This is a genomic window from Mycolicibacterium arabiense, assembly GCF_010731815.2.
GTDB classification, from domain to species: domain Bacteria; phylum Actinomycetota; class Actinomycetes; order Mycobacteriales; family Mycobacteriaceae; genus Mycobacterium; species Mycobacterium arabiense.
On the sequence record NZ_AP022593.1, the window covers coordinates 5,953,740 to 5,968,198 of the forward strand.

At 64.9% G+C, this 14,459-nt stretch carries 13 protein-coding genes and 1 pseudogene; 8 read left to right on the forward strand and 6 right to left on the reverse strand.

Annotation, left to right across the window (positions count from 1 at the left end; all coding sequences use genetic code 11):
• The first annotated feature begins 248 nt into the window (after positions 1-248).
• The 3 genes and pseudogenes from G6N61_RS30225 to G6N61_RS31035 all read left to right on the forward strand — a co-directional run.
• Positions 249-641, forward strand: coding sequence for a hypothetical protein (locus G6N61_RS30225; protein WP_235887354.1), 393 nt, complete (start codon positions 249-251; stop codon positions 639-641).
• Between the two features lie 602 nt (positions 642-1,243).
• Positions 1,244-1,612 (forward strand): hypothetical protein, encoded by a 369-nt coding sequence (locus G6N61_RS31395; protein WP_407666351.1) that lies wholly within the window; start codon positions 1,244-1,246, stop codon positions 1,610-1,612.
• A gap of 73 nt (positions 1,613-1,685) precedes the next feature.
• Positions 1,686-2,140 (forward strand): annotated as a pseudogene (locus G6N61_RS31035) (hypothetical protein); the annotation flags it as partial.
• Positions 2,141-2,507: 367 nt separating this feature from the next.
• On the opposite strand, the gene ctaE reads toward G6N61_RS31035, so the two are convergent.
• Positions 2,508-3,101 carry an aa3-type cytochrome oxidase subunit III gene (gene ctaE / locus G6N61_RS30240; protein ID WP_163924497.1) on the reverse strand — a complete coding sequence of 198 codons (594 nt, stop codon included), beginning with the start codon at positions 3,099-3,101 and terminating at the stop codon, positions 2,508-2,510.
• Between the two features lie 310 nt (positions 3,102-3,411).
• On the opposite strand from ctaE, the gene ripC reads away from it, so the two are divergent.
• On the forward strand, positions 3,412-4,497 hold the full coding sequence (gene ripC / locus G6N61_RS30245; RefSeq protein WP_179973550.1) for a peptidoglycan hydrolase RipC: 1,086 nt from the start codon (positions 3,412-3,414) through the stop codon (positions 4,495-4,497).
• On the opposite strand, the gene G6N61_RS30250 is transcribed toward ripC, so the two are convergent.
• Positions 4,494-5,741, reverse strand: a complete 1,248-nt coding sequence (locus G6N61_RS30250; RefSeq protein WP_372481167.1) for a L,D-transpeptidase — start codon at positions 5,739-5,741, stop codon at positions 4,494-4,496. The genes ripC and G6N61_RS30250 overlap by 4 nt on opposite strands.
• A 294-nt stretch (positions 5,742-6,035) precedes the next feature.
• Here G6N61_RS30250 and G6N61_RS30255 point away from each other — a divergent pair, with 294 nt between their 5' ends.
• Both G6N61_RS30255 and G6N61_RS30260 read left to right on the forward strand, forming a co-directional pair.
• Complete coding sequence (locus G6N61_RS30255) at positions 6,036-6,635, forward strand: TlpA disulfide reductase family protein (RefSeq protein ID WP_407666352.1); 600 nt, start codon at positions 6,036-6,038, stop codon at positions 6,633-6,635.
• Between the two features lie 133 nt (positions 6,636-6,768).
• Complete coding sequence (locus G6N61_RS30260) at positions 6,769-7,701, forward strand: cytochrome c oxidase assembly protein (RefSeq protein WP_163925215.1); 933 nt, start codon at positions 6,769-6,771, stop codon at positions 7,699-7,701.
• Positions 7,702-7,754: 53 nt separating this feature from the next.
• Here the strand turns inward: G6N61_RS30260 and G6N61_RS30265 are convergent, their stop codons facing one another.
• The 4 genes from G6N61_RS30265 to G6N61_RS31400 form a co-directional block, all read right to left on the reverse strand.
• Positions 7,755-8,471 carry a DUF305 domain-containing protein gene (locus G6N61_RS30265; protein WP_235887355.1) on the reverse strand — a complete coding sequence of 239 codons (717 nt, stop codon included), beginning with the start codon at positions 8,469-8,471 and terminating at the stop codon, positions 7,755-7,757.
• 375 nt (positions 8,472-8,846) lie between these two features.
• Positions 8,847-9,791, reverse strand: coding sequence for a M56 family metallopeptidase (locus G6N61_RS30270; RefSeq protein ID WP_163924499.1), 945 nt, complete (start codon positions 9,789-9,791; stop codon positions 8,847-8,849).
• Positions 9,788-10,174, reverse strand: a complete 387-nt coding sequence (locus G6N61_RS30275; protein WP_163924500.1) for a BlaI/MecI/CopY family transcriptional regulator — start codon at positions 10,172-10,174, stop codon at positions 9,788-9,790. The genes G6N61_RS30270 and G6N61_RS30275 overlap by 4 nt, the downstream gene beginning before the upstream one ends.
• Before the next feature lie 226 nt (positions 10,175-10,400).
• A complete protein-coding gene (locus tag G6N61_RS31400) occupies positions 10,401-11,417 on the reverse strand; it encodes a M23 family metallopeptidase (protein WP_163924501.1) in 1,017 nt (338 codons plus the stop codon).
• Between the two features lie 484 nt (positions 11,418-11,901).
• Between G6N61_RS31400 and ctaD the strand changes: the two genes are divergently transcribed.
• Positions 11,902-13,647: an aa3-type cytochrome oxidase subunit I gene (gene ctaD, locus G6N61_RS30285; RefSeq protein ID WP_163924502.1), complete on the forward strand. Its 1,746-nt coding sequence runs from the start codon at positions 11,902-11,904 to the stop codon at positions 13,645-13,647.
• Between the two features lie 159 nt (positions 13,648-13,806).
• Entirely contained in the window at positions 13,807-14,301 is a 495-nt protein-coding gene (locus G6N61_RS30290) for a hypothetical protein (RefSeq protein ID WP_163924503.1), read from the forward strand.
• Positions 14,302-14,459 lie beyond the last annotated feature (158 nt).

The following is a 14,459-nucleotide window of genomic DNA, read 5'->3' on the forward strand; positions in this document are numbered from 1 at the left end:
GTTCTTAGAAAACTCTTAGACTGCCGGGCTTCCTGAGTGCAAGAGGTGTGTGGTCTGTCGTTGGGCCGTGGGAGGTGGCTGTGAGGGGGTGAGCTGAGCGGGCGGTGCGGCGCTGGTGAACGGGCGGGCTGCGCGGTGGGTGAGTGAGGTGCGGTGCTGCGGCAGGGGCGCCGACGAAAAAATTGGTGGACGGCGAATGTGGCTGTGGTGGTGGCACGTCCAGCCCGACCGGTTTTAGTGTCCCGGTCATGACAGCAGCAGGAACGTCCAAGTTGGAAGCCCGGCGACGGGCCGTGGAAGCGAACCGGCGCGCCAATGAAGCGCGCGCGGCGCGGGACAAGGCGAACATCGACGACGCCACGAACTTCCTCTACGAGGTCGGCAAGCTCTCCGAGGTCGAGGTCTGGAAGAAGGAGCGCCTGGCCCAGCTGCGCGCGCAGGTCGACGCCGACGCTGCCAAGCGAGTGGCCACGCACCGGGCGAAGGCAGGCGCAGCGGTCGCACGCATGCAGGACCGTGGTGAGACGCTGACGACCATCGCCGCACGGACAGACGTCGGAATCGGAATCGTTCGGACCATGCTGCGGCACGCTCCGAGAGACGAGAAGTCCATGCCCAGCAACGGTTCGCATGCGCACTAGGCGACGTCGGCGAGAAGTGCGACGAGCGCGCGGGGGTTGCCTACCCCGGTGACGCCGAGCCGAATGCGGCCACGGCCTGATGCAGGAGGCCACCGGAGGGCGACCATTGAGCCATGAGGCGCCGATCGTGGTGCACGACTAAGAGGGTTTCACCACCCCCGAGTAGGATCCGCTCGCCGTCGCGCACACCGACGACGCGCTGCGCCACGTGCGCGCAGACCCTCGCAACGTCGAGCGCGCGGGGTCCATCATCGAGCGCGAGCTGGAGAGGCGACAGGCACTGTTGGACGGGACATCAGATGCCACGCCGAACCAGTAGCTCCCCGCGGCGCGCGTGCGGCGGGGCGCCGACGCCCGCCGTGGGGCGTGCTGAACGTCAGTGCACGGACGTAGGGTCAGCGGCCACGCGAAGCGCTAGCCAACTAATCGTTGATCGGCGTCGGCACGCCGCGGAGATCGCGCGCTTCGACAGTCACGTCGTCTGCGGGCCAACGCGTTCGGACTGCGACATCTGGATCGGTGCCATCGGCGCCGATGGCTACGGCCGGTTCTACCTCACGCGCGACGGCGTGGGGTTCTGCGTGCGGCCGCACCGTTACGCGTTGGCGATCGCAAGCGGAACCGTGGCTGCGGGGGTGCTGGGTTTGCACGAATGCGACAACCCGGTGTGCGTGAAGATCGCGGCCGATGCCGACGTGCGACAGCACGTCGTGTCGGGTTCCCAGGGCGACAACATGGAGCGGATGGCGCGGATGCGTCGCGGCGGCGGCCGCCATGCGGTGCGGCGCTTCGACAGTCGCGGTGTGCGGCGCGCACGATCGGTGGCGCTGCGCGACGCGGTGCGCGATGGCTGGCCGCCGCGGTGCAAGCGGCGCTGCTTCGCGACCAGCCCACCGCTGAGTAAGTCTCGTTCTGGCGGACGGGTAGAAGGCTGGGTGTGGCGGCAGCGGATTGGCCAGGCGACCCCGTAGGTGGCTCTGCCGCCATCGGTACCTGTGCCGAGCGAGGCTTAGGCTGCGTCGCTCTTGCGTACCGTCACAGCTACTCGTCGTGTTCGCGACGGTCGTCGGTGTCGCGTTCTGGGCCGCCGCACGCGCTACCGGCGGCGTAGATCGAGAAAGCCGTTAGCGGCTACCCGGCGAGCTGACGCACTCTTCGATACGAATAGTGGTGGGCTACATCTTCGCCCACCATTTGTCGTAGTCGGTTGAGCGTGGTCAGGAAACGATCGTCCGTCTGGCCCATCCACTGGGCAAGGGTGGCATCTGCTGGGGTTGGACCGGTCCGACGTGGTGTACGTGCTGTCGGCCCATCCGTCGGTGCTGTGGTTGATCAAGGTGTCCTGCGTCGTCATTGGACACATCGTGGCCGTCGTTGCCGCGCACGACCGGGCGCTGCGTCTGCTTACGCGACGGCATCAGATCAGTGGCCAATTGGCAATGATGCTCACGATGGTCGGACACACCTTCCTGGGCCTGTATCTGTTGTTCGGCGGCTGATCGCGCGGTTCGCGCACTGGTTACGGACCTCGAATGAGGTGATGGCGTGGGGGTTTGCCCGCCCTCAGCATGACGACTGCGATTGCGATCAGCCCGGCGACCGCGCCCGCCAGGATCCACAGAGCGGGGCTGGCACCTTCGGGTTGTTCGCCGGTGTGCGCGTCGTCGTAGGAATGGGTGGTCGGTGTTGGGTCGGCCGAGCTTGGTGGGGCTGTCGAGGAGGTGCCCTGCACCGAGGACGGTTCAGCCGCGGCAGCTGGCGCAGCGATGGAGGCAAGTCCTAACAGTGCTGCGGTGGCTGCCAGCAGGACGGGAGCCCATGCGGTTCGCCGTCGAACGTAGTCGGGGGAACGCAGCGTGGCATCGATCATCTCACGAAGTAGATAACGGCGAACAGCGCGATCCACACGATGTCGACGAAGTGCCAGTAGTAGGACACCACGATGGCCGCCGTCGCTTGGGCGGGGGTGAACTTGCTCATACGCGTGCGCACAAGCAGCAAGACGAAGGCGACGAGACCACCAATCACGTGCAACCCGTGAAAGCCCGTAGCGAGGTAGAACACCGATCCATATGCGCTGCCGGCGATCGTGGTTCCCTCACGCACCAGGCTCACGTACTCGTATCCCTGGCCGAGGACGAAGAACAGGCCCATCAGGAAGGTGACGACATACCACCGGCGGAGGCCGAACACGTCGCCGCGTTCGGCGGCGAAGACGCCCATCTGACAGGTGAATGAGGACGCAACGAGGACCAGGGTCACCGGCACCGCGAGGGCGAGGTTCAGCTCGGTGGGCGGCGGCGGCCACTCGTCGGCTTGGGCGCGAGCGGTGAAGTACATCGCAAATAGACCGGCGAAGAACATCAGCTCGCTCGACAACCACACGATGGTTCCGACAGAGACCATGTTGGGCCGATTCAATGAATGAACTCGTGCCGTGATTGCCGTGCCGGTTGTCATGTCGTTCCTCGTCGAGCCAGCCCGCAGACAATCTACTAGGACGCTACCTACTATGTCGCTACCTACTATCGCACACCGTGGATTGCGGTCGCTGCGGCGCTGGGACGCTGCTGAACCGGAGTCTTGAATCAGCAGCGGCAGTCACAATTTTTCCGTGGCCTCGACAGGAAGGTGAACTCGTGTCGGGTGCGCACGCGCCGATGGATATGGCCGGGGGCGTGGACATCGGACGACGTTGCTCGTAATCTTTCCGTGACCTACGTAGCTAGACCATAGATCTCCCTGCGGTGTTAGGACTGATGTCTTGAGGATGAATCGCCCTGCCGGGGCATGCCGTTCGGCGGGCGCTCTCGTCGTGGCGTTCGTGTTGGCACTGTCGCTTGGTGACTCGGCGGAGAGAGCGTGGGCCGACCCGGCTGCTGATGCCTTGGCTAAAATGACGGAGCTTTCTCGGGAAGCCGAGCGGACTTCGGAAGCGGTGTATTCGGCCGAACTGGACCTCGAATCGAAAGTCGCGGCACAGCGCGCGGCCGAGGGTCTCGAACGCGCTGAACTCGGGGCGATGACCGCAGCGCGAGCCGACCTTGGTCGGTATCAGGCCGCGGTGAACGAGGTAGCGGCTGCGGCGTATATGGGAGGCTCGACCAGCATGGTCGGTGCTGCGTTGACCGCGCAGTCTCCGCAACGCCTGCTCGATGAACTCACGACGAGCCGGGTGATGGCCACTCACGTTTCTGACCGGGTAGTCGCCTTTCGCGACGCGTCCAACCGTGCCGACGAGGCCGCGCGCGCGGCGCAATCGTCGGCGACGGCAGCACGCACAGCCGCGGAACAGGCGTCAGCGGTCCGCGCCAGCCTGCAATCCAAGCAGAGCCGCCTACGTGCGCAGGTCGCCGAAGTGGAGGCGTTGTATCGGGCGTTGACTCCGGGTCAACGTGCAGCGCTTGCCGACCCTGGGCCGATGCCGCCCGCCCCCCCGCCCCCGGCAGACCCTGTCATCGTGGCGTTGCCCGAAGCGACACCGCCGGTGGCGCCGAGTCCGCCTAACTCACCCGAGGGGGCGATGGTGGTGCAGGCGGCGCTGACCCGAGTGGGTGCGCCTTACTCGTGGGGTGCGACAGGGCCGGATGCCTTCGACTGCTCGGGGCTCATCAAGTGGGCGTTTCTGCAGAGCGGCAAGTCGCTCCCGCGGTCGAGTCAGGCGCTTGCGGCGGGCGGACAACCCGTGGCGACCGCGGAAGTGCAGCCCGGAGACATCGTCACCTTCTATTCGGACGCCTCACACGCGGGCATCTACATCGGCAACGGCAACATGGTGCACGCCTCCACCTATGGCACGCCGGTGAAGGTGGCGCCGATCTCGTCGGCGCCGATCTACAACGTGCGCCGGTATTAGCCGGTTACCGCAGCGTTGCCCGCTTTCCACTGATCCCAGGGGATGTTCCAGTCGCCGAGTCCATCGGTACCGGACAAGGTGGGCCCCACCGTGTTGACGACCTCCACGATGTCGCCTCGTTTGGTGTTGTCGTAGAACCACTTGCCGTTCTCGGTGCTGGCGTTGAGGCATCCGTGACTGACATTGTCGCGGCCCTGGCTGCCGACCGACCATGGGGCGGCATGCACGTAGATTCCGCTATAGGACATCTGAGTGGCCCAGTTGACCTCGGTGCGGTAGCCGTCGGGGGAATTCACCGGCACGCCATAGGTCGAGGAGTCCATGACCAGAAACGAATATCGATCACCGATGACGTAGGTGCCGTTGTCGGTGGGCGTCTTGTCCTTGCCCATGGAGATGGGCATCGTCTTGACGACGTTGCCGTTGACACGCACGGTCATCGTCTTGGTGGTGTCATCGGCAGTGGCGATGACTTCGTCACCGATCGTGAACCGCGTGGAGGCGTCGTCTTGACCGAAGAGTCCTTCTCCCATGTCGACGCCGTAGGCCTTGACGTTGACTTCTACCGTGGTCCCCGGGTTCCAGTACTGCGCTGGGCGCCATCGGACTTCGCGGTCGCTTAGCCAGTAGAAGGCGCCCTCGACCGGAGGATTCGTCGTGACGGTGATCGCATCTTGAGCGGCGAGCCGGTCGGGGATGTCTTCGTCGAAGCGCACGGCGATGGGCTGCCCGACGCCGACGACTTCGCCTTCGTTGGGCAACACGTAGGGCATCGTGAGGTCCTGTGGCGAGTGCGTCTCGAACGTGGCGCTGCTGCGCGCGATGCCACTGAGCCCGAGCGCCTCGGCGTTCAACGTGTAGGTCCGGTTGTAACCCAGTGGCTCCGCAGAGCGCCACGTGACGCCGTCGGCGCTCACTTCGCCCGCGACCACTCGACCCTCCTCGTTTGTGAGGGTCACGGCGCCCAGCACACCGGACACCGCGCTGACCGTAACCGGCGACTCCACCGGGACCCCGACGTCGCCCTCGGCGACCGACGTTTGCACGCTCGGAACGAGCAGATCGGCGTAAGGAGTGCCCTTGTCGACGATCGCCCTGGATTGCTGCTCCTGCTGTGGCGTGGGGAGACCGCCGCCGCACGCTGCGACGCTCGAGACCACGCCGAGGATCGTCAACAACATCAGCGTCGTCCGCCAGATGCTCTTGCGCTGCCGGCTCGCCGCGGAGTGGATCCGCCTCATCATGTCGTCCCGTCATTCGTGGTGGAGTCGTTGCGTTAACATCGTACGTAGTCGCTACGTAGAATGTGCTGTGCGCGTTCGGCCGCTGGTACACGGCTGCCGCAGAGAATGGCTGGCAATCGTGTGGGGCCGTGCAGTAATTGTTCCGCAGAGGGTGAGGCCAAGTGAGTGGCGGCTAAAGTGACTGATGGACTAACCGGTGTGCCACGGACGTCCACGTGGGGAACGACGACACGCGTTGAGCGTCGCCGGCGAGTACCGTCACGCGGTGCAGCGGCAATCCGGCGCGGAATCGTCGTGGGTCTGAGTACCGTATTGCTCAGCGCCGCAGTGTCCGGGTGTTCTAGTGGGACCGATGCGGTCGCTCAGGGCGGTTCCTTCGAGTTCGTGTCGCCGGGCGGGCAGGTCGATATCCTCTATGACCCGCCGCAAGATCGTGGTAGTCCGGGGCCGATTCGCGGACCCGATTTGATGGACTCCGACCGCACGTTGTCAGTCGATGACTTCACCGGGCAGGTGGTGGTCATCAACGTGTGGGGTCAGTGGTGTGGTCCCTGTCGCACGGAGATGCCGGAGCTGCAGAAGGTGTACGACGCTACCCGGTCCGAGGGCGTGGCCTTCTTGGGCATCGATGTCCGTGATAACAACCGCCAAGCTGCGGTCGACTTCATCATCGATCGAAAGGTCACATTTCCGTCGATTTACGACCCGCCGATGCGCACGATGATCGCGTTGGGCGAGAGGTATCCCACCACCGTCATTCCGTCAACCATCGTCTTGGACCGGTCGCACCGCGTCGCCGCAGTGTTCCTCCGGGCGCTGCTCGCCGAGGATCTCGAACCCCTGGTCCGTCGCCTCGCCGCCGAGGCTGTGAGCGACTCAGGGCTTCCGAAGTGAACGGCGACTGCGCCCCGGCTGAAGGTCGGCGAGTGGTGCGGCCGGTACGCGATTGCAACGCCGCGACTTGAAGGGGGACGGCCTGGTGATCGGTGAGGTTGTACTTCCCGCCTCTCCGCCGTCGTTGTGGGCGATGCTGGGGTGGTTCCCGCCGCCGCTTCCAATCTTGCCCACGATGGCCGTTGCGTTGGCGGTGTGGTACGTGGCTGCCGTTCGAGTCGTCAAGTCGCAGGGCCGCGAGTGGGCCTGGATGCGAACGGCGAGTTTCTTGGCGGGGTGCCTGGCCTTGGCGGCGGTGACGGGCCTAGCCATCGACGGCTACGGCTACCGCCTGTTCAGCGCCTTCATGTTTCAACATCTCACGTTGTCGATCCTCGTTCCACCGCTGCTGGTGCTCGGTGCACCCGGGCGACTGTTGCTCAGGTCTACGCCTCATCGTGGATTTGGACGGTACGTGTTAGTCGCTGCGCTCGGGGGACTGCGGTGCCGGGCGAGCAGAATCGTGCTGCATCCCGGCTTCACCATTCCGGTCTTCTTGCTGAGCTACTACGGCCTGTACCTGTCCGACCTCTTCGACGCGGCGGCAGCCAGCGTGGCTGGACACGTCACACTGCAGATGTTCTTCTTGATTAGCGGACTGCTGTTCATAGTGCCGATCTTGTCGACCGGTCCATTGCCAGTCCGGCAGAGCAACCTTGGCCGGTTCTTCGACATATTCGTCGAGATGCCCCTGCACGTCTTCATTGGTGTCATCTTGATGATGGCGCCGCGGGCGCTCACCGACACCTTTGCTCATCCACCATCGGGCTGGAACGTCGACCCGGTCGCCGATCAGGCGGTCGCCGGCGGTTTGGCGTGGTCGTACGGCGAGCCCGTCGCGTTGCTGATTACGTTGATCTTCGCCATCCGGTGGCAGCGTGACGAGGCGTCGGAGTCGGTCAAGAGGGAGGCCGACGTCGAACGCGACGACGCCGAATTGGCTGCCTATAACGCGTTTCTGCGCGGGCTGCGTCAACAATCGCGGCCTTCGACCGTCGAGCCGAGGCCTGCCAGCGAGCACGAGTGACCGCATGGCAACCACGATCCCAAGACTGGCAGCCGGGTCCCCGGGAGTTCCCGTCAGCGCTGAAGGGCCTCCATGGCCACGATCTCGGACTGCTGGCGCTCGATGAGCGAGCGCGCGATCGCCCTCGCGCGAGGATTCGACCCTGTCTGCAGCTGGTCACGCGCGGCCGAGATGGTGAAATGGTGTTGCCTAATCATCAAATCGAGATACTGGCCCCCTGCATCCGGGCCGGTCGCATTGGCTGCGCGACGCACGTCGGCGTCGACGGCAAGGGGGTGTTCACCCGGCGCAACGGGGATGCTGGGTGCCGCCGCTGTCGGCGGTTGCCCGACGGGAGGGGGAGCGAATCCCCACTCTTGAAGGAGTGTTTGCAGCTGGTTGAGATTGGTGGTGCTGGTCGCGGATATTCGTTGGGCGATGTCGCGGACCATTGGCGCGATGCCTTGGTTGCTCATGGCCGGGTTGCTCAGCGCAATGGCCTGAGCGCTGTGATCGATGATGTCGAGGGCGAACATCACGTCGGATCGAGTGTGCGATTGTTCAGTGACGGCAGGCGCGCCACCTAAATCTGGTTGCGAAGTAAGAGAATTCGCGCCGCCGCATCCCGTCATAAGCATCGTCGTCACGAGTGTGAGTGACACCCATGCCGTGCGAGCCGCCCGGCCGGTGTGGGTGGCCGGATCGATGCGTGGGCATGTCGTTCGAGCGCCGCTCGGCAGACGGCGCCCGTTGCAGCCTCGGAGCGTGCCGACATAGATCTGAGAACCCATTACTGCACCTCGTGTCGGGTGACCGTGAAGCGCTGGTCACTTACGTAGCGTCATAGTAGATTGAAGACGTGAAGAGCGCAGTGGCCGTGTCTTGTCACGGACCGTGGTTGACGTGCACTGAGCACCGTCGAGCGCCGCGGAAGCGTCGGTTGGCTCGCCGATGGATCGCGACGGCACTGCTCCTGGCTCTGTTTTTGACCGTGTTGGCCTTCGCCATGGCCGACTCTGCCGGCGCTTACCTCGCCGGCATGGTGATGCTTCCCGGCGCCTAGTCGGCACCGACAGAACCTCCCAGGTCCGTATTTGCCTCCATCGTCGAAGCAGCCCTGTGGCATGGCATTTGGTGTCAGCAACCGTGGGGATGTCGTACGCGCTCTACGCGAAGCAGATCAACGCGCCCGTCAGCGCCAGAGCGACGATCGCTAGCGGCGTAGCGGCCATTGCCGCCACCGCACCGCTCAGCGTTACTTGGGCCTGCATGCGAGCCATGCCGCGTGGTGGGTCTGATAGCCGTACCGCTCGGGTGAGCACGGCGATACCGGCGGCGGCCAGACCGTGGGCCGGGGTGAAGGCGCCCGAGAGGGTTAGCAAACCCGTGAGCAACGGCTGACGGCCGTGGCGGCGTGCGGCCGTATCGTCGGCGCACATCTCGAGGAGGGCGCCGATGTGCGTCGCTGCGCTCGTGAAGAGCCCGAATTTGGGCAGCGCGGCGGTGAGGCCCCGCGCCGCGGCGACGACGTAGGCGTGCCGGCCGTCGAGGTGAGCTCGCTCGTGGGCGACGACGGCTGCCAGTTGTGCTTCATCGAGTGCGGCCAGCGCTGCGGTGGTCACCACGATCGCCGGGGGTCGGCCCGCGACGCAATACGCTGCAGGTTCAGCTGCCTCGATGACTACGACGTCGCTGCCGTGCGACTTGCCGACCAGGCGCACTGCGTCGGCGTGCGCAAAGGTGTGTATGCGCATGCGACTCATAGCGCGGCCGATTCGAACGACGACGGCCACCAAGCTTCCGACGGCGATGGCAACCGCGACGGTTGCGACCCATCTTGCCGGTAATCCGGCATGGCCAAGGAGGATTGCGCGTAGACGTTCCAAACACGAGACGAGCAAGGAGTCGGGGCTGTCCCAGTGTCCGGCGGCCTCGACCAAGAGCAGCGCGATGGCGGCAACCGAGCAGCCGATCACCATCACCACCGCGGTCGTCCAAGCTGCTATTGCGAGCCGCGGCGCCCCGCCATCAGCGGTGATATGGCTCAGCAGTTTCGGCCCCAACGCCAATATCGCCGCGACGTACAGCATCAAGGCCGCCGCGATGGTCATTGGCCGCTTGTTTTCCGAGCGAGGCGACGCAGCGCAGCGCGCAGGTCAGCGGATTCCTCCGTGTCGATCTGAGCCACGAAGTGACTGAGGACCGCTTCTGAACGACCGCCGCCGCTCAGTGCTTCGAGCATGAGCCGCGCACTGTGCTCCTCGCGAGTCAGGGTCGGCCGGTACCGGTATGCCTTGCCGTCTCGTTCACGCGATAACCAACCCTTGCCGTGGAGGTTGTCCATTGTGGACATCACGGTGGTGTACGCGATGTGCCGTTCGCTGCTCAACTCGTCGAATATCTGTCGTACCGAGGTGTCGGCGTCAGGGTCACGATTCCAGAGCCGGTCCATGATGGACGCCTCGAGTTCTCCGAAGCCACGCACCCGCGTCATGATCCAACCTCCTGATCTAGTCAGTAGGTAGCTTACGGTGTGGGGCTCAGCAGGGTGCGCCGAAGTGAGCCCTTGTCGCCGGCGTCAGCCGCAGCGGGCACGACCGTTGTAACGGGTTATGCGGTGCAGCGCGCCCCGTTCGACTCGGCAGGGCTCCCGTTCAGCCGTCATACCAAGGGCATTGCGGTGGCGGACGGCCCCGGCGGCGCGACCGTAGCAACGCGAGTCATCTGCCGCGCACTCCCCGCTCCTGCAACCACGCCATTGGGTCGGTCTTGATCGATCCGTTGCCGTGCACCTCGAAGTGCAAGTGCGGTCCGGTCGAGTTCCCTCTGTTGCCCATGGTGGCGATCTGGTCGCCAGCCATCACACGCTCGCCGACTTGCACCGTGGTGGTGTCGATGTGACCGTAAAGCGTGACCGTGCCGTCCGCGGCGCGGATCTTTACCCACATGCCGTAGCCCGGTGTGGGGCCGGAGGCGATCACCTGGCCATCCGACGCGGCGTAGATGGGCGTGCCGACGGCGTTGGCGATGTCGAGCCCGGCGTGCAAGGTTCCCCAGCGTGCGCCGAAGCCGGACGTCAGGATGCCCTGAGTGGGAAAGGCGAATTGTGGGCGCCGAAGTTGGGACTCGCGCTGCGCGCGTTCCTGGGCGAAGGCCGTCCCGTTGGCCAGTTCCCGTTGGTGCACGGCCGCATCGAATTGATTCGAGACAGAAACGATCTGCATCCCTGAAGTGTTGGGGGAAGCAGGCGGAGACGTTGCGCTGTCGGCGACCAGGATGGGGTCGGGTCGCGCCTCGGTCGCGCCAACCGCTGCATTTGCTGCCGCGGCGACGGCGCCGGCGGCCATGGCCGCGATGACTAGTCTGCTGTGCACTGCACCCGCTGAGTCGGGGAGGCGTCGATGCGCCCCGGCCGTGGTGGAGGCGGAAGTGCTCGAGTTGGCTCGGTGCGACGGCAGTGGGCGTCGTTGGGGACGTGTCTCGGTAACCGGCACGGCCATCGCGGGACCTGACCCACTTCTCGGCGCGAGTAGAAGCCGTGGCGACTCGTCTGCCAAGTCGTTGAGGTCATCGAGTTCGGGTGCGTTTAGCACGTCCCGATCGACGGCGAACGGGTGGCTGTAGCGACTCGCCGTCTCGGCCAACGCCCCGAACTCGCCGAAGGCAATGACCTCGGTGACATCGGTGGCCGCACGGTCAGCCGATGTTCGTCGGCGCGCGCTTTGGTGATGCACCAATTCGAGACGGTCCTTGTCGTTACCGATTTGTTATGTGGTTGGCGAGACGCTAACCGAACACTCGCGGTTGAGCAAGCCGCCGGTCGCCGCAGAGTGGATCAGGCAGTGCCGCATCGCGTCAAAGATTCTGTGTCAGAGAACATTTGAACACATTTGTTGTAACACGTCGAACGAGCGAGCGTGTAAGCACCTACGTAGTAGGCCGCTACGTGGCGTTGTCACGTGACTTCGTCCGAGCCTGAACGGCGCCTGACTAGCGGGGCATGTGGTGCGTAGTGGCCCCGCCCTCTCGGTGCGAGCCGGAGCCGGTGCGCCGCTCGATGCCGTTGCCGTCGGGGCCCGTCATCGGAGATCGTCCATCGACTCGCGAGTCTCGGCCTTCTTACTACGGCAGATAGTACTAGTCTTCTCAGTAGGTTAAACTACGGCTCTAGTCAGTAGGTCGCAGATGTGGGGGTCGAAAGCCCCGTGTCGAAAGGATGTCATGGTCGCCGAAGCGCCGCCGGCCGGTGAGCTACAGGCACGCCGTCCGTTTCCGACACGGGTGGGACCGAGGGGCAGCCTGATCTACAAGCTGGTGACCACGACCGATCACAAGCTGATCGGCATGATGTACGTCGTCACGTGCTTCGTGTTCTTCTTCGCCGGCGGTCTCATGGCGCTGTTCATCAGGACCGAACTCGCGATTCCGGGGCTGCAGTTCCTGTCCAACGAGCAGTACAACCAGCTGTTCACCATGCACGGCACGGTGATGCTGCTGTTCTACGCGACGCCCATCGTGTTCGGCTTCGCCAACCTGGTGCTGCCGCTGCAGATCGGCGCGCCCGACGTCGCCTTCCCGCGACTCAACGCTCTGTCGTTCTGGTTGTTTCTCTTCGGCGCGCTGATCGCATTGGGTGGCTTCATCACTCCCGGTGGTGCGGCGGACTTCGGCTGGACGGCCTACACGCCGCTGTCGAATGCCATCAGCAGCCCAGGAGCCGGTGCCGACCTGTGGATCCTCGGCCTAATCGTCGGCGGGTTGGGGACGATTCTGGGCGCGGTCAACATGATCACCACCGTGGTCTGCATGCGCGCCCCCGGCATGACCATGTTCCGGATGCCGATCTTCACCTGGAACATCCTGGTGACGTCGATCCTGGTGCTGCTGGCCTTCCCGCTGCTGACCGCCGCCCTGTTCGCACTCGCCGCCGACCGCCACCTCGGCGCCCACATCTACGACCCCGCCAACGGCGGCGTCCTGCTGTGGCAGCACCTGTTCTGGTTCTTCGGCCACCCCGAGGTCTACATCATCGCGCTGCCGTTCTTCGGCATCGTGAGCGAGATCTTCCCGGTGTTCAGCCGCAAGCCGATCTTCGGCTACACCACCCTGATCTACGCGACGCTGGCCATCGCGGCCCTGTCGGTGGCCGTGTGGGCGCACCACATGTACGCCACCGGTGCGGTGCTGCTGCCGTTCTTTAGCTTCATGACGTTCCTGATCGCCGTCCCGACCGGTATCAAGTTCTTCAACTGGATCGGCACGATGTGGAAGGGCCAACTGACGTTCGAGACACCGATGCTGTTCTCGGTGGGCTTCCTCGTCACCTTCCTGCTCGGCGGCCTGTCCGGTGTGCTGCTCGCCAGCCCGCCGATCGACTTCCAGGTCACCGACACCTACTTCGTCATCGCGCACTTCCACTACGTCCTCTTCGGCACCATCGTGTTCGCCACCTACGCGGGCATCTACTTCTGGTTCCCGAAGATGACCGGACGTTTGCTCGACGAGCGGCTGGGCAAGCTGCACTTCTGGCTGACGTTCATCGGCTTCCACACCACGTTCCTGGTGCAGCACTGGCTTGGTAACGAGGGCATGCCGCGCCGCTACGCCGACTACCTGCCTGCGGACGACTTCACCACGCTAAACATCGTTTCCACGGTTGGCGCCTTCATCCTCGGTCTGTCAACGCTGCCGTTCGTCTGGAACGTCTTCAAGAGCTGGCGCTACGGTGAGCCCGTCGTGGTCGACGACCCCTGGGGCTACGGCAACTCCCTGGAGTGGGCCACCAGCTGCCCGCCGCCGCGGCACAACTTCACCGAGCTGCCCCGGATCCGTTCGGAGCGTCCCGCGTTCGAGCTGCACTACCCGCACATGGTGGAGCGGATGCGCGCCGAGGCGCACGTCGGCAAGGCTCACGGCCCCGACGACGGCGACGTGACCCGGCTCGACGACGCGCAAGTGCGCACCTAAGCCGGCTTCAGCGATGGTCGGGAAGAGCGCGCGCTATCCAAGCTTATTGGGCGGCGAACGACGAGACGCTGGCATACGGACGCGCACGCGGCCTGGGTTGAGGCCAGGGTCGGCTGGTGAAACACACAGGCGCACAGAATGATCAGGGGAGACTTCGAGATGGCCGAGGTGATGTGGGAGGCCGCCGAACCCTGCCTCACGGAGGCGCAGCGTTCGGCGGCGCTCACGGCGCTACACGCCGGGGAGCCGAGCCTGGCGATACTGGTGGTGGTCACTGCCTTGTCCCGCACCGGCCACCCCCTGCCGTCCGACCTGTACCAGGAATTCCACGAGTGGTTGCGTCTGCACGCAGCTGCAGCGCCGCACGCCGATGGGGCCTTCCTCGAACTGCGCGTCATGGCGGCCGACGTTAAGGCGACCACCGCCGCGGGCATGATCGACGAACGTTACGGCGACGCAACCTTGTGCTATTTCGTCCTCGACGACGCTGGTGTGGCGGATGCCCCCCAGGAACGGCAAGCCGATGCGTTGGCGAGATGGCTGCGGACTAACCGGCCGAGCCCATCGCTTCGAACCGACATGCGAATCAATGGATTCGGTCATCTCCTTCGGGACCTCGAACCTCCGCTATCCGACAGGCCAGGCACGCAATGACCATTTGCGGGAGGCGGCGGCCGGCTGCCTTTCAAGTCAAACAGTGTGAAGCGAAGTTCGATTCGTCGACGCTATCGCGTAGAGCAGGGAGGAACGGAACCAGACGAGTCAGATCGCGGCCTCGCTGCGCTGCGTCGACGGCCTTCAACAGCAATGCA